General features: G+C 45.5%; 14 protein-coding genes and 2 riboswitches. All 14 genes read right to left on the reverse strand.

Annotation, left to right across the window (positions count from 1 at the left end; genetic code table 11):
* Positions 1-189: 189 nt before the first annotated feature.
* The 14 genes from ACYVGZ_RS11115 to ACYVGZ_RS11180 all read right to left on the reverse strand — a co-directional run bounded on the left by ACYVGZ_RS11115 (position 190) and on the right by ACYVGZ_RS11180 (position 14,851).
* Positions 190-1,143 carry an ABC transporter substrate-binding protein gene (locus ACYVGZ_RS11115; RefSeq protein ID WP_460755353.1) on the reverse strand — a complete coding sequence of 318 codons (954 nt, stop codon included), beginning with the start codon at positions 1,141-1,143 and terminating at the stop codon, positions 190-192.
* A 15-nt stretch (positions 1,144-1,158) separates the two neighbouring features.
* Positions 1,159-1,956 (reverse strand): ABC transporter permease, encoded by a 798-nt coding sequence (locus ACYVGZ_RS11120; protein WP_460755355.1) that lies wholly within the window; start codon positions 1,954-1,956, stop codon positions 1,159-1,161.
* Complete coding sequence (locus ACYVGZ_RS11125; RefSeq protein ID WP_460755358.1) at positions 1,953-2,744, reverse strand: ABC transporter ATP-binding protein; 792 nt, start codon at positions 2,742-2,744, stop codon at positions 1,953-1,955. The genes ACYVGZ_RS11120 and ACYVGZ_RS11125 overlap by 4 nt, the downstream gene beginning before the upstream one ends.
* On the reverse strand, positions 2,731-3,579 hold the full coding sequence (gene thiD / locus ACYVGZ_RS11130; protein ID WP_460755361.1) for a bifunctional hydroxymethylpyrimidine kinase/phosphomethylpyrimidine kinase: 849 nt from the start codon (positions 3,577-3,579) through the stop codon (positions 2,731-2,733). The genes ACYVGZ_RS11125 and thiD overlap by 14 nt, the downstream gene beginning before the upstream one ends.
* 70 nt (positions 3,580-3,649) lie before the next feature.
* Positions 3,650-3,754: riboswitch (TPP riboswitch) on the reverse strand.
* Positions 3,755-3,851: 97 nt separating this feature from the next.
* Positions 3,852-4,523: an energy-coupling factor ABC transporter permease gene (locus ACYVGZ_RS11135; RefSeq protein ID WP_460755364.1), complete on the reverse strand. Its 672-nt coding sequence runs from the start codon at positions 4,521-4,523 to the stop codon at positions 3,852-3,854.
* Between the two features lie 64 nt (positions 4,524-4,587).
* Positions 4,588-4,731: riboswitch (cobalamin riboswitch) on the reverse strand.
* 90 nt (positions 4,732-4,821) lie between these two features.
* The gene (locus tag ACYVGZ_RS11140; protein ID WP_460755366.1) at positions 4,822-6,918 is read right to left on the reverse strand and encodes an allantoate amidohydrolase; all 2,097 of its coding nucleotides are present in this window, start codon (positions 6,916-6,918) and stop codon (positions 4,822-4,824) included.
* 13 nt (positions 6,919-6,931) lie between these two features.
* Positions 6,932-8,164, reverse strand: coding sequence for a pyridoxal-phosphate-dependent aminotransferase family protein (locus tag ACYVGZ_RS11145; protein ID WP_460755369.1), 1,233 nt, complete (start codon positions 8,162-8,164; stop codon positions 6,932-6,934).
* A complete protein-coding gene (locus ACYVGZ_RS11150) occupies positions 8,164-9,735 on the reverse strand; it encodes a gamma-glutamyltransferase family protein (protein ID WP_460755372.1) in 1,572 nt (523 codons plus the stop codon). Before ACYVGZ_RS11150 ends, ACYVGZ_RS11145 begins: the two co-directional genes overlap by 1 nt.
* Complete coding sequence (locus ACYVGZ_RS11155; RefSeq protein WP_460755375.1) at positions 9,732-10,931, reverse strand: amidase; 1,200 nt, start codon at positions 10,929-10,931, stop codon at positions 9,732-9,734. The genes ACYVGZ_RS11150 and ACYVGZ_RS11155 overlap by 4 nt, the downstream gene beginning before the upstream one ends.
* 11 nt (positions 10,932-10,942) lie before the next feature.
* On the reverse strand, positions 10,943-11,929 hold the full coding sequence (locus ACYVGZ_RS11160) for a bile acid:sodium symporter family protein (RefSeq protein WP_460755378.1): 987 nt from the start codon (positions 11,927-11,929) through the stop codon (positions 10,943-10,945).
* A 17-nt stretch (positions 11,930-11,946) separates the two neighbouring features.
* Positions 11,947-12,765, reverse strand: a complete 819-nt coding sequence (locus ACYVGZ_RS11165; RefSeq protein WP_460755381.1) for a MurR/RpiR family transcriptional regulator — start codon at positions 12,763-12,765, stop codon at positions 11,947-11,949.
* A gap of 42 nt (positions 12,766-12,807) precedes the next feature.
* A complete protein-coding gene (locus ACYVGZ_RS11170; protein ID WP_460755384.1) occupies positions 12,808-13,536 on the reverse strand; it encodes an amino acid ABC transporter ATP-binding protein in 729 nt (242 codons plus the stop codon).
* Positions 13,523-14,173 (reverse strand): amino acid ABC transporter permease, encoded by a 651-nt coding sequence (locus tag ACYVGZ_RS11175; RefSeq protein WP_460755386.1) that lies wholly within the window; start codon positions 14,171-14,173, stop codon positions 13,523-13,525. The genes ACYVGZ_RS11170 and ACYVGZ_RS11175 overlap by 14 nt, the downstream gene beginning before the upstream one ends.
* A 9-nt stretch (positions 14,174-14,182) precedes the next feature.
* Positions 14,183-14,851 carry an amino acid ABC transporter permease gene (locus tag ACYVGZ_RS11180; RefSeq protein ID WP_460755389.1) on the reverse strand — a complete coding sequence of 223 codons (669 nt, stop codon included), beginning with the start codon at positions 14,849-14,851 and terminating at the stop codon, positions 14,183-14,185.
* Positions 14,852-14,862: the final 11 nt, after the last annotated feature.

Below are 14,862 nucleotides of genomic sequence, written 5' to 3' on the forward strand. Positions count from 1 at the left end.
TTCGTTAATAAATACACAATACGTGCATTTAAGCAGAGCATGAACGATCGTTCAACCCCCATTTTGAACGATCGATCAAAAAAAGTATGCCCCCCCCTCTCAACCCAATAAAAATAAGGCTTAAGAAAAGTTTGCAATAATTAGGGAAGAGCAATGTGGGGGAACTTCCCCCCACATCACAGAGGCAAGTTAATGGCTTAAAGAAGGAAGATAGCTAGCGGGAGCCGGCAGAGTATCAATGAGCCCTTGGGCATGCATAAATTTCGCGTAATCCCTGTAGCGCTTTCTATCCAATGCACTTGGGCGCAAGGCAAAGCGGCGTAAGGTATCTTGCCAAGCACGTTTGTTAAGCTCATTATCAAGCGTATCTGGCGCGTATTGAACAAACTGCAACCAAGACTCTTGCGGGTGGTTTAGAATATAGGTTACTCCCTTTTCAATAGCTTGGTTAAACGCTTGTAGGGTACCTTTATCGTAAGATTGACTGTTGGCAACAAACACCAGCTCATCATAAATCGGTACTTGATGCTCCTCAGGGAAGTAGGCCTTTGCTTTAATCCCTTCTAGCTCTAACTGATTGGCTTCGAAGTTACGAAAACCGCCCCAAGTTGCGTCTACTCGTCCAGAGGCCAGTGAACTTGACAGCGCCCAACCAATATTAATTACGGTGACTTCATCGTACGCAACACCGTGGGCTTTCAGCATGGTACCCACTATGGCTTCTTCATTTCCCGAAACCGAGATACCAATTGTCTTACCGCGCAAATCAGCAATGCTGTTAATTTTGCCATTATCCAACACGGTTAGAGTATTCAGCGGTGTAGCAATCAGTGTTGCCGCACGAATCAACGGTAAACCTGCTGCGACGTCCATAATCAAATTAGGTTGGTAGGAAACAGCCAAATCCACTTTGCCAGCAGCCACTAGTTTAGCAGGCGTACTTGGGTCAGATGGCTCTTGTATCACCAGATCGATACCTTGTTCAGCAAAATAACCTTGTTGCTGAGCTATAATAATGGGTCCATGGTTAGGGTTAACGAACCAATCTAGCATCAGAGTCATTTCGTTCTCTTGTGCTTGTATATTGGCACTCATCAAGCCCATGACGGTAACCAGCGCAGCATACCATTTAGTGATCTTCATTGTGTTTCCTTTAGTTTAAGACTCCCAAGTGAGTCGTTTTTTGATGATAAAATCTGTTAAGAAGTACAAGCCAACCGTTATGCAGGAGAGCACAGTGAGTGCTGCAAACATTAAGTCAATTTGCATACGCGCATTCGCTTGTAACATCAGATAGCCTAAGCCTTCACTAGACCCAACCCATTCCCCAACCACAGCGCCAATAGGAGCAACCACAACTGCTACTCGTAACCCCGACGCTAAAGCAGGTAAGGCTTGCATAAGCCGAACATGCCTAAGCTCTTGCCAGCGAGTCGCTCCTAATGTTCGAGCTAAGTCAAGATAACCTTGTGGGGTTTGACGTAAGCCATCGAAGAAACAAGTCGTAATGGGGAAGAAAATAATAATGGCCGCCATGACCACTTTTGATGCCATACCATAACCCAGCCACAGCATAAAAATCGGAGCCAAGGCGAACACCGGAATCGCTTGACTGGCAATCAGCAAAGGCAACAGCCAACGCCTTAAAGGTGCAAATAGTGCCATTTGCAAAGCAAAGAGAACCCCAAAGACAAGGCCAAGCAACAACCCCAATAGAATCTCTTGTAGGGTAACTAGCGTATGCTTGAACAATATATGTACATCATTCATTAAGACATTCAAGACCCGTAAGGGGGACGGCAAAATGTAATTGGGCAATCCAAAAACACTCACTATGCTGTGCCAAGCAAGAGCAAAAACCACCAAAGTACAGGCTAGGCGAACAAGCTTTGAGTCGAGACATTTCTTTAGCTTGTTGACACTCAACCATGAACCAGAAGGAGACTGAACACTCATGGGTACCCCCCTTCAAGGTCGTCTTGCAGTACCGACAAAATATGCTCATAACAAAGAGCCGTTGTGGCATCCTGTGTTCGCGGGGGGGGACTAATAGGCACCTCAACCTTACGAGCACAACTGGGATTGCCAGATAAAATGTAAACTGTATCGGCAAGGCGTACCGCTTCTTGTGGGTCATGAGTAATCAGGACGACAGCTTTATGCTTGAGCATCTGATGAGCCAAAGATTGTAAGTGGTGGCGGGTAATGGCATCTAACGCCGAAAAAGGCTCATCCATTAAAATAATTGGCTTATCTTGCAGCAAGGTTCTAGCAAGAGCAGCACGTTGCCGCATTCCGCCAGACAACTGTTGAGGATAATAGCTTGCGTATTGTGCTAGTCCGACGGCTTTTAGTACCTCTCGTGCGGGTTCAGAAAAGGCTTTCGTTTTGGACTGTTTACCCCCTTTAAAACGCTCTGCTATGCACACATTCTCCATGACGGTTAGCCAAGGATAGAGTAAATCTTGCTGAGCCATATAAGCAATTTTACCAGAGAAATATTCAGCAAAGGCGTGCTTATTTGGCTGTCCGCGAACCGTCACTTGGGTATTCAGTAAACCCGCCAAGTAACGCAACAAACTACTTTTACCACAACCACTACGCCCAAGAATGCAGGTCCAGCCATGCTGTTTTATGGTCATGGATAAGCCATCGATAACGGGACGCTCAGTGCCGTTATAAAGCAAACTAAATTGCTCTAACTGAAAGTCCACGCTTGCGAGTTCTTGTTTAAGAGAGGTCATACTGATGGCCAGCATAGAAATGATGTACAGGCCCGTGCCCCTGCCCAACAGATAATCGATCAGCGTGTTGCAAAGCGTTAGAAATGTAACCTTTTGCGGCCTGAACTGAACCTGCTAGCGAGTGACCTTGGGCTAAGAAAGAAGCAATAGCCGCAGATAAAGTGCAGCCTGTTCCGTGCGTATTCTTAGTAGACACCCTTGGTGCGCTAAAGGTTTGCACCTTATCAGCCAATATTAAAAAGTCGCTACTCAGTGGCTCTTGGTCAAAGTGTCCTCCTTTCAACAGCACGGCTTTGGCGGGCAATAAACGCAACTGTTCTTGTAATAAGACCAATTCAGAAGCACTTTTTGGCATAACCTCTCCCACTAAAGCCACCGCTTCGGGTAAGTTAGGGGTGATTAGATCAGCAAGGTGAAAGAGTTCATTTTTTAAGGTCTGGATGGCCGTCTCGGGAAGCAATAAATCTCCGCTAGTAGCCACCATAACAGGGTCTATTACCACAAAGGGAGGCTGATATTGACACAATTTTTTCGCTACCAGACGGATAATTTCTGGGTCAGCTAACATGCCAATTTTGACTGCAGCAATATTGAGATCACTGAACACAGCATCTAATTGCTGCTCCACAAACTCAAGTGGAATAGCAAAAATGCCTGATACGCCTAAGGTATTTTGAGCCGTGACAGCGGTAATCACAGAGCAGGCATAACCACCTGTTGCACTAATCGCTTTAATATCTGCTTGAATACCAGCACCACCACCACTGTCAGAACCGGCAATGGTTAGCACAATAGGGCAAGAAGGTTGAGAGGTTGGTGACGCCAAGTTTGACATAGTAGCTCCATAGCGAGCGTAAAAAACTACATCAATTCGCGCGATGCGAAACCTTGGGTGTATAAAGCTACAAACAAGAAGAATAGTTCCCTACGCCAGTGTTAACTGAATCAGGTTCAACGGGTCTGCAACTTTGTGCACTCTCAGCCAATATTAGGCCCCCCGACTATATGCCAACATAGTAGCAAGTCTTGCTTAAAGATCAACTGCTTATAAAATGAAAAAGCCGCCTTTGTTGCTTCAACAAAGGCGGCTTTAGTATGTTTTTAACGCTAGCGGTACAAACGCGCCTCAAGTAAACGAGTTTGTTTCAGCCCAGCAAGCCCTTTTGCGCCAGCAAGTACAGCCAGATCTAAAACGGGCTCAATTAGCACCACGCTTAGGTAGGCTAAACCAAAACTGGCCACTGCCGTTAGGTTTTCCGCTGAGAAGCCTTGACCATAAAACGCCCAAAATGCCACCCAAGCGATAATGCCACCTTGGTAAGTTAGCGACAGTTTTAGAGCCTGTTGGTAAGATAAATCTACATAGGCTGTGTGCGCAGGAATAATGCGGCGGGCAACTATTCCCATTGCGAATAAAGGTAACAGCAAGGTGGTGACGTTCATGCCGTACTGAGGCAGATCAAAAGGCGCGAACAGAATGCCTTGTAATAAAAGTCCCATCAGCAAGCCAATTGATGCAGCCCCTGCGCCAAACAGTAAAAACAAGGTGGATCCTAAGATGAAGTGGACTTCTGACACCCCCACCCCATGATGTGGCATCACTTCAAAGAAGAAAAATACCAGTAAACTGGTGAGCACACTTCGCCCAACAAGCGAGCCTAAGCCTGACTCTTTAATGGTTTCCACACTTGCTTTGGCAGCAAGTCCAAAGCCTGCTACAGCGGTAGCGTAACTTAAAATAATCTTGGCGCCGTCTACGACACCGGGTTCAATATGCATAATAATTTCCCTAATGAGCCTCACACCACCCGTATGAGTCTAATTAACCAATATAAGCAAGCTTATATTATCTAATATGAAGGCCGGTCTCCGGGCTGATTTACACTTAGGTAAACTTACCGTTGCGGGGGCAGCATAGGTTTTGTTTGCACATACCTATTTCCCAGTTTCACCAGTTACTACTGACACCTTCATAGCCTGTGTTCAGAGCGTCTACTCTGAACCTCGAGAATACGTTCAGATACGACTGAACGCAATCTCAAAAATATCAATTACGCATGGTTTATAGTCACTTTGGCTAACAAGCCGCTACGACTTGTTGATGCAAAAAGAGCACATCATCGCCACTCAATTGATGTAAATCTTGCCCGCTCTTTATTAAAGTGGTGATTTCATAAAGTGAATGTACTTGGCTGTTAAATAAGACCACAACAAGCTCATCTCCTGGGGCCAATGCATGCTGCTCTCCATAGTCCGTATAACGAGCCGCACCAACCGACAACAAAATTTCCTGAGGGTAATTTGCCTGGGCCAAAAGCGCGGTAAAGTCATGCAGAACCCCTTGCTCTGTTTGCTCCATCATCTGTGATACAGACCAGGCTAACAAGTCTTCATAGAAGACACTGTAGTCGGCAATAGACACACTCTCAGTGCAGGCAAGCCACTGCTTATTGCGACAATGGAAACCACACAGCTGATAATGCGCTAAGCTATTAGCACGGTCGAATGAGGGCAGTTCAAGGTCCTTTACTGCCAAGCCTTTACTGGCTGGGCCCCAATTCTTTTTCTGGGCAAGCTTATCAACAATGGCATTACGATAAGAGGCATCATTTACCAGAGTCATCGCATAGGGGTGCATGACAATCAAACGCTGTTGCTGGTCATATCGTAGAGTGGCTTTTAATGCCAATTCTGGCTCCATTTGCACCTTGGGCTGTGCCTCTTGTGTCAACTGAGGTAACACAAGATGCGTACTGGAATAAGGGTTAACGGCCAAATAGGCGTCTTTCGCTTGCGGTACATAAAATGGAAAAATCGCTTGTGGGCCCTCTCCTGAAGGACTAGCAAAAGCTTGAATTTCTCCCGTTTGCTCCAAATGACCCGCTGAGTTTCCACCAATACCTAAACCAAACATGGGCTCATCAAGTTGTTTTTGCTTTAATTTCATGCGTTTAATCATGCTTACAAAGCAGTCTAGCGCCATCGCGACATCGGCTGTTTCAACCTTCTCTTTCGGGTTGTGGCTGATGCCCTTCTCACACCTTACAAACAACATTCCGATGTCTGCAATATTAGCAATCACCATGGCATCATGCCCTGCCCCACTCGATAACGATAAAGCGGCCTTGGCTGTGTGTTGCTCCACCACCTTAGACCAATCCTGCTGCAAAGCCCCATTACAAGGGACGGCTTTCGCTTGATAAAGCGTTTCTGCTTGAAACCCCATGTTACGCTGCCCTGCGATGTTTTCTAACTCTACTAACATGTCATCACAGGCTTGTTCTAAGCGATCTTGGTCTTGGCTGCGAATATCTATTGTAAAGGCCACTTGACCAGGAATAACGTTCACAGCCCCAGGACCAACCTGACACTTCCCAACTGTTGCGACAATCGACCGAGATTGAGCATGCTGCTCAATGGCCAACATCATTTGTGCTGCACACATTAGGGCATCTTGTCTTAATGCCATTGGTACCGTGCCCGCATGGCCAGCCATGCCAGTCAAACTCACTTGATAGCGCTTAGCTCCGGCGATGCCAGTAACCACGCCGACAGCTAGATCTTTGCTTTCTAACACTGGCCCTTGCTCTATATGGACTTCTAGATACGCAAGCAGATCTTTTGCTAACCGATGATCCTTACCGGCTTTGTCAGGATCTAAACCAAACTCTTGCATGGCTTGGGCCATGGTAATACCTTGGCTGTCTTGAACCGACAACCAGTTAGGATCAAAGTCTCCAGACACGGCACTCGATCCAATTAACGTGGTGTTAAAACGAGTACCCTCTTCATCGGCAAAAGCGACCACATCAATATGAAAAGGAAAGTCTTCATTTTTTAATTCTGCTAATGCTTGAATGGCTAACAATACTCCCAAGGTGCCATCGTATTTGCCTGCATTCACCACGGTATCACTGTGGGAGCCTAACAATAGACTGGGCATAGAAGGGGACTTAGCCACCTTACGCCCCCATTGATTACCCACACTGTCTTGCCATACTTCCAGCCCTGCTTGTTTCATCCAGACAGCAATTTGTTGATGAGCGGCCTTGTGCTCTGGAGTAAGATAAGCACGGCTCACGCCGTAATCTATATCAGAAAAGGTCGCCAGCACTTCTGCTTGCGCCATAATTTGCATTGCGCTTTTGTGACTTATCATAGGGTGACTTGTCATATTGAATGGCTCCTTATTTTGCATAAAAAGCCATCGCCGCAGGCACTGCCTGTCCTACTGAAATAGGTGCTTTATGTTTAAGTAAAATCGCTTCTAGAGCTGCTAAGGTGGTTAATACACATTCTTGTCGAGCGTTATAGCCCATTGTACCAATGCGCCAAACTAGGCCATGCAAAGGCCCAAATGACGTCCCTATTTCAATACCAAAGGCATTCAATAACTCACCACGCACCTGGTCTCCGTTCACACCCTCAGGAATGTAAATTCCCACCACGTTATTCATTTTATAGGCTTGGTCTCCGTATAGAGTTAACCCCATGGCCTCTAAGCCTGCGGCCATCGCATCTCCTGCCTGTTTATGACGAGCAATGGTTTCTTCTATACCTTCTTCCAAGAATATACGGGCACACTCGCGGGCAGCATAGAGCATGCTAGTGGCTTCGGTATGGTGGTTAAGTCGCTCTTCTCCCCAATAATCCATGATCATGGCTAGATCAAAATAATTTGAGCGAATCATGGGTTCTTCACCCGAAGTATGATGGGCTGATTTAATACCCGCCTCGATGTGTTTACGACGATTAATCAGTGCCACGGCTTTTTCGCTGAGGGTAATTGGCGAGCTGCCGGATGGTCCACCTAAACATTTTTGTAAGCCGGCTGAAACAGCATCTAGTTGCCATTCATCTACTTGCAGTCGATTGCCCGCAATCGATGCGGTAGCATCACAATAAAATAACACCCCTAAACGCTGACAAACTTCGCCAATGTCCGCTAAAGGTTGATTCATGGTAGTGGACGTGTCCCCTTGTACCGTTGCTACCAGCTTTGGTTGAAAGGCTTTTATTTCCTCTTCAACACGTTCAGCTGGACACACTTGTCCCCATTCAATATCAATGGTTTTGACCTTGGCCCCTACCCGATGGGCAATTTCACACAACAAATGACCAAAGCGCCCAATAACGGGAATCAGCACTTTATCTCCAGGTTGTAATAAGGAGACTAACACCGCTTCAATGCCTGACCGTGCTGTACCATCTATTAATAAGGTCTGCGTGTTCGAGGTCTCAAAAACTTGGCGATACAAACACTGCACTTGGTTCATATACTCCGTCATGGCCGGATCATATTGACCAATAAGAGCCGCAGATAATGCTTGATGCACCCGTGGATACGCATTAATTGGCCCAGGTCCCATTAATAAACGCGCTGGCGGGTTTAAGGTTTCAAAAGTATTAAAAGAGCTCATTAATCTGTTTCCCCTATATAGGCTGCACCATCGCTTCTTGGGTCACTTGCTGCGTTGGTCGTATGATTAGGATGAAGCACAATGGCGCCAGCATGGCCCATTAGCTCGTTTTGATCAGCAACACGGGTAAGCTCATGACCTAGCTCCTCTAGTTGTTGCCGGTGTTGATCGTATAAAGAAGATTCAATTTGTAAGCTGTCAATGCTATCACCCCAAGTTCTACCCAACAGCCATCTAGGCAAACGAATGGCTTGGCTGATGTCTTTGCCTTGGTATAAATAGCGGCTCATCAAACAGGCTTGGGTTTGCGGTTGCCCTTCTCCTCCCATAGTACCGTATACCATGCGGCGTCCATCTGACAGTTCGGCATAGGCTGGGTTGAGAGTATGAAAAGGTTTTTTCCCTGGCGCTAAAGCATTATGGTGTTGAGGGTCTAAGGTGAAACTTTTTGCGCGAATATTCCATAACACACCACTGCTTGGCAGCATGACACCAGAGCCAAACTCCCAATACACACTTTGAATAAAGCTCACCATGGTGCCATCTTGGTCACACGCTCCCATCCAAATAGTGTCACCAGGTTTGCCCTTATGAGGCCAAGGTTTGGCCTGTTGCAAATCAATCTTAGCGGCTGCCTGATTAATCCAGTTTTGGTTTAAATAACTTTGCAAAGGCTGTGCTAAGTAAGCTTCATCCGTCACCACTTGATCTCGTAAAATAAATGCTTGTTTGGTGGCTTCAACCAGTAAGTGGATATGTTCAAGCTCTGTATTGGCTTGCCCTGCAAGCTTGTCGTAGATAGCCAAAATCAATAATGACGCAACGCCTTGAGTCGGTGCCCCAAAGTTATAAAGTTGACCTTGCGAAAAAGGCACCTGCAAAGCTGGCATAACCTTAGCTTGGTGTTGCTGAAAATCATTTTCACGGATAGGACTACCCGCTTGCTCCAATTCGCGAGCCATGCTTTTGGCAAGCTCACCCTGGTAAAAATCGTCTAAGCCCGCTTGAGCTAAACGTTCTAATGTCTTGGCTAAGGCAGGATTGCGGACAATGTCCCCTACTTGCAATGTAGCAGCTTGTTTTAAATATATGTCAGCAAAATGCTTAGACTGTTTTAATCGCGTGAAGGTTTTTTCACTGGCATTAACCAAACTTTGTGTCACGGTTATGCCTTCACGGGCGGCATCCGCCGCGGGTTGTAACAACCGCGAAAGCGACAAACCACTGTTGTTACTCTCTAATGCTTGTTGCCATCCGGCCACGGTGCCTGCCATGGTAATGGCGGATTCACCACCCGATTCGGGTAACTCTTGGTAGTTGTTTCGGTAGTAATCTAGATCAAGGTTATGGCTGGCTGCACCACATGCATCAATAGCGATTGGCGCTTCACCTGGCTTACAAATCAACCAGAAACCGTCCCCTCCTAAACCATTCATATGTGGATACTGTACGGCGATCATGGCTGCTGCGGCCACCATAGCCTCACTGGCAGTACCACCTGCCAACAAGATGTCACGACCGATTTTGGCTGCTTCAGAATGAGGGGCGGTAAAGGCAACTTGCTGACTCATAAGTGTGCTCCTTGCAGCAAACTTTGCGCTGTTTCAAGTAGCGCCAATTCTTGATTTGGCCCTAAGATTAGAGAAATACCACAGGGTCCTTGAGCTAATCCAGACATGGGTAAATGCAGCTGCGGCACACCTGCAAGACCTGCTAAGCTGGTCAGCCCCATTAATGACGTACGATAACTAGCTAGCTCTTCACCCGCCATATCTAATTTAGGTGGACCCGCTGGAGTAGTGGGAATGACCATAGGGCCATTAAGACCTTGTAAATGCTTGAGCAACCTTTGGATTAATTCCGCTTGGGCTTGTTGAGCATTTAAATAGCGCTCCTTGGTTATGGTTTGCGCCCATTCCACACGAGCTAAAATAGCAGGGTCTAAGCTGTCGCCATATTGCTCAAGCCAGTCTTGATGTTCCGTGACCAGCTCATAGCCTTGGATGGTTCGGAATAATAAACTGAGTTCTTCAAATTGGTACTGATACTCCCCAATAAAGTTCGTTTGGGTAAGCTCTATACCAGCTTGATCACACCAGTTTTTGAGTTGTGCAAGACGATCTGGATCCAGCCATTGCGCAAAGCTTTGCTCCATATATAAGGTGCTAGCGGATGAATGACTCTGCTCCACTTGCTTTGCTAGTTGTTTAAAAACACAGCTCAGCACGCCTAGGTCTTTGGCAAAAACTCCGGCAGTATCAAAGCTTTTAGACAGGGTAAATGAGTGGCTTAAGTCAATCTGCCCCAAGGTGGGCCTTAAACCATATACCCCGCAGTAGCTGGCTGGCACTCGTATTGAGCCTCCGGTGTCTGTGCCAATGGAAAAATCCACCATGCCATTTGCGACACACACGACACTGCCACTGGAAGACCCGCCTGGTAGTGAGTCTGGGGCCACAGGGTTAACTGGCGTACCATAGTGAATGTTTTGACCATTCAGACTGTAAGCCAGCTCATCGGTTTGTACTCGGCCTTCACACGCAGCCCCGGCTTCCAACAAGGTCATGATGATTGGCGAGCTCTGTTCAGCAATGCTGTGGCTAGCAAGCCACTTGGGGTTGCCTGCTCCTGTCACATAGCCTTGTACATCAAATAAATCTTTAAATACAAAGCTGAGGCCGGAAAGAGGTCCATTTTGTATAGGCTCAATGCTCTCTGGACCTTGTTGACAGAAGATACGCGTATCACTCTTTAATGTATTAGACATGCCAATCCCCCCTAGCTTTCTGAGGCCGTGGCTTTGGCAGCATATTTATTTGCCAATACCGCACAGTAAAAAATTTGAATGGGGTGATACAGCATTATTGGCAGAAGAATCATGCCTAAGTTTGGATCAGCAACAAAAATGAGCTTAGCCATTGGAATACCGGCCGCTAAGGTTTTCTTAGTACCGCAAAACACCACCGCAGCTTCGTCTGCAGCTGAGAAACGTGTTTTGTTGGCCACCCATTTTAGGGTGTGCACTACAAACAACAAAATGACCACACAAATTACGATGCTAAGAGCCAATATCTCGATTGAGAAGTCACTCCAGATACGATTAAAAATAGAGTCACAAAATGCGTTATAGACAATCAGAATAATCACGTATTTATCAATTTTACCGATGACTGCTTTGTGCTTTTTGGCAAAAGCGGACAAGAATGGACGCGCTAGTTGACCCGCAATCATTGGAATCACCAACAATAGAAAAATCGACTTCACTGACGCCATGTAATCCAACTCTACGCCTTCAAATTTCATAAAAACCTGAATCAATAAAGGAGTGATAAACACCCCTAGAATACTGGATAAAGAAGCGTTAAAAATGGCACCGGGAACGTTACCTTTAGCCACGCCAGTCATGGTAACCGATGAAGAGATTGTACTGGGCAACACCAGCAAATAACAAAAACCAAACGCTAGCGCACTGGGCATAATGGAAAGGAAAACATCATCAAAAATCAGCCACAGAAGTGGATAAAAAACAAAAGTGGCCGATTGAATGAACACATGCAGTCGCCAATTCGTCACACCGGCTTTAATATCTTTTGGCGACAGCCCAAGACCATGTAAAAAGAAGACGATACCAACACCGACTCCCACTATAATATCTAGGCTTAATATGCCTCCTGAGCGTCCTACTTCAGAGGAAAACGTCGCCAAGATAATGGCCAATGCCATTCCTACCAAAAACCATTCTTTCTTCAACTTATTTATTAGCATTTTTCTTCTCGATTAAGTTACTCAATTTCATTTAACTTTGTATAAACATCACTGATTCCACCACTGCGCTTTTGCGCTTGCTCGCCCAGTGTTAAATACACCTGGTTGGCCAAATAGCCAAGCAAGCTCATAGGCGCGGCGTAGCTGTCTAGTGGCCTCACATTATTCATCTGACATAAAATAAAATGCTCGGCATAGTGACTCAATTTTTGACCGGATTGATCTGTGATTAGTAAACAACGCTCTTTTTTAAGATGACTCATTATTTTGGCAAAGTGGTTGACCCGTCGTCTTATACCGATAACAACAACAAAGTCCTCATCATTAAGATTGACTAAATCTTCACCTATGCTTTGGCCTGGTACAGGCAGTAACTCAACTTGAGCCCGACACTGCATAAGCTGTTGACGAAAATGCAAGGCTAACGGGTAGCTATTACGATAACCAATTACTTTAATGCGGCGGCTATGAGCCAGTTTATCAATCAGTGGAGATAAGTCATGTTGCTCCAAAAAGTGCCATAACTGCTCAAGAGAACCAAGTTCTTGCTGAAACTCCGAGGTTTCTATTGGGTTCACCAGAATAGGATTTCCCTGATCTCTTGCCGCCATCAGCTCGTTTCGCAAGGCCTGATGGTCCTCATACCCTAGCTTACGAATAAAACGACTCACACTCGTTTTGGACACCCCACAAGCCTCAGCTATTTCATTGGTAGACAGAATGAGCACCTTGTCAGGGTGTTGCTGCAAATAGTCTGCCAAACGCTGATTCACTTGGGTAAATTGAGCGTATTGTTGGCGAATACGCTCTGTTAGAGAGACAAAGCCTTTCTGCATATGACCCCTTATTAAATAAAAATTAAGCCCATTAAAGCTTCATCATATAACAGCAGATAAAAAACTTTTTAGTTCAGTTGTTTGAGGATTTGCAAACACCTCATCGCTTGGGCCGCTTTCCCATATTTTCCCTTGGTTCATAAAAATTACCCTATCCCCTACATTGCGAGCAAAGTTCATTTCATGAGTCACTAAGATCAAGGTCATACCTTCTTTTTTTAACTGCTCAAGCACTTTTAACACTTCTTCAACCAGTTCAGGGTCAAGGGCTGAGGTAATCTCATCACAAAGCAAGACCTTTGGCGACATAGCCAAAGAACGAGCAATGGCTACACGCTGCTGCTGTCCACCTGATAAATTACCAGGGTAGGCATCAAACTTGTCTGCCAAACCCACTTTTTCGAGCAATGCTTTTGCACTTTCTCGGCATGCTTCAGGTGATTTTTTCAACACCAATTTAGGCGCTAGCATCACGTTTTCCCCTACCGTTTTATGAGGAAACAGATTAAAACTTTGAAACACCATGCCAACACTTTGACTGAGCTGGCGCAATTTAAATTCGTCGTCTTCAACCGCTTGATTGTCGACCACAATCGCACCCTCTTGAAATACTTCTAGACCGTTCATACAGCGTAACAAGGTGCTTTTTCCTGAGCCGCTTCGACCAATAATAGAAATTACTTCTCCAGCTTCTACTTTTAAATCAATGCCTTTTAAAACATGGTTTTCACCATAGTATTTATGCACCTGATCGACACTAACGACTGACATGATTTTTTCTCTCCAGATAACGCGCCATTACAGACAGCGGGAAACACATTAGAAAATACAAAATTGCCACTATGGCAAAGACTTTAAAAGGCTGAAACGTTGCATTATTTAGCATGGTGCCAGCTTTGGTAAGCTCTACAAAGCCTATAATGGATGCCAAGGCAGTCCCCTTTACAATCTGCACCGAGAAGCCTACCGTCGGCGCAATGGCGATTTTTACCGCCTGTGGGATAATGACTTCTCGCATGGTTTGTAAGTAAGTGAACCCTAAAGTACGACAAGCTTCCCATTGGCCTTTGGGTAATGCATCGATACAACCACGCCATATTTCATGCAAAAAAGCACTGCTGAATAGAGTGAGTGATAAAATAGCCGCAGTCCATGCGTCCACTTCCAAGCCCAGCAAAGACAATCCAAAAAAGGTCAAAAACAGTTGCATCAGCAATGGTATGCCTTGAAAAAGCTCCACATATAAAGCCACCAGCTTACTCAACAAACTGATTCGCATACTTCGTAATAAAGTCAGCAATAAGCCAACTAAGCCGCCACCAATAAAGGCAAGTAGAGACAATAGTAGTGTCCAGCGTGCGGCTAGTAACAAATTTCTTAAAATATCCCAATCGGAAAAATAGGCCATAACGACTCCCTAGACACTCGTGGACTTAAACAAAATACGTTTTATTAAAGCGAACGCTTTACGCATTAAAATGGCCAACAGTAAATACACTAGAGCCGTCACCATATAAGACTCAAAACTTAAGAAGCTTCTTGATTGCACAAAGTTAGCGGCAAAGGTGAGCTCCGCAACTGAAATCTGCGACACGACCGCAGACCCCAACATAACAATAATGCACTGACTGACTAGTGCTGGATAAACCTTAATGTAGGCAGGAGGTAAAATTACATGATGATAAATTTGCCAACGACTCAAGCCCAGTGTTTTTCCAGCTTCCCACTGTCCTTTAGGCGAAGCTTCAATACCTGCACGAATGATTTCTGCACTGTACGCCCCAAGATTAAGTACAAGAGCAAGAAGACCTGCTTGCCAAGCGGTAAACTTAAGGCCAAGCACAGGCAAGCCAAAAAAAATAAAAAATAACTGAATAATGAAAGGTGTATTACGAATCACCTCAACATACACTGCACACATGCCAGTTAACAACTTAGGTTGGGACATACGCCCAATTGCGCAGTAAGTGCCCACCACTAACCCTAGAAAGGTAGAGATGACGGTGAGTTGCACCGTCATCAGTAACCCGTCAATAAAGTTTGGTAGGTAGGGTAGCAGTCCTGCAAAGTTCAGACTGTAGCTCATCTAACCGTCCT

The organism is Marinomonas epiphytica (assembly GCF_054780655.1).

Excerpts from the sequence above, each read along its gene's own strand:
- ACYVGZ_RS11140 (WP_460755366.1), bottom strand. The coding sequence starts at position 6,918 with ATGACAAGTCACCCTATGATAAGTCACAAAAGCGCAATGCAAATTATG.
- ACYVGZ_RS11180 (WP_460755389.1), bottom strand. The coding sequence starts at position 14,851 with ATGAGCTACAGTCTGAACTTTGCAGGACTGCTACCCTACCTACCAAAC.
- ACYVGZ_RS11165 (WP_460755381.1), bottom strand. The coding sequence starts at position 12,765 with ATGCAGAAAGGCTTTGTCTCTCTAACAGAGCGTATTCGCCAACAATAC.
- ACYVGZ_RS11160 (WP_460755378.1), bottom strand. The coding sequence starts at position 11,929 with ATGCTAATAAATAAGTTGAAGAAAGAATGGTTTTTGGTAGGAATGGCA.
- ACYVGZ_RS11145 (WP_460755369.1), bottom strand. The coding sequence starts at position 8,164 with ATGAGCTCTTTTAATACTTTTGAAACCTTAAACCCGCCAGCGCGTTTA.
- ACYVGZ_RS11120 (WP_460755355.1), bottom strand. The coding sequence starts at position 1,956 with ATGAGTGTTCAGTCTCCTTCTGGTTCATGGTTGAGTGTCAACAAGCTA.
- ACYVGZ_RS11125 (WP_460755358.1), bottom strand. The coding sequence starts at position 2,744 with ATGACCTCTCTTAAACAAGAACTCGCAAGCGTGGACTTTCAGTTAGAG.
- ACYVGZ_RS11150 (WP_460755372.1), bottom strand. The coding sequence starts at position 9,735 with ATGAGTCAGCAAGTTGCCTTTACCGCCCCTCATTCTGAAGCAGCCAAA.
- ACYVGZ_RS11155 (WP_460755375.1), bottom strand. The coding sequence starts at position 10,931 with ATGTCTAATACATTAAAGAGTGATACGCGTATCTTCTGTCAACAAGGT.
- ACYVGZ_RS11115 (WP_460755353.1), bottom strand. The coding sequence starts at position 1,143 with ATGAAGATCACTAAATGGTATGCTGCGCTGGTTACCGTCATGGGCTTG.
- ACYVGZ_RS11135 (WP_460755364.1), bottom strand. The coding sequence starts at position 4,523 with ATGCATATTGAACCCGGTGTCGTAGACGGCGCCAAGATTATTTTAAGT.
- thiD (WP_460755361.1), bottom strand. The coding sequence starts at position 3,579 with ATGTCAAACTTGGCGTCACCAACCTCTCAACCTTCTTGCCCTATTGTG.
- ACYVGZ_RS11170 (WP_460755384.1), bottom strand. The coding sequence starts at position 13,536 with ATGTCAGTCGTTAGTGTCGATCAGGTGCATAAATACTATGGTGAAAAC.
- ACYVGZ_RS11175 (WP_460755386.1), bottom strand. The coding sequence starts at position 14,173 with ATGGCCTATTTTTCCGATTGGGATATTTTAAGAAATTTGTTACTAGCC.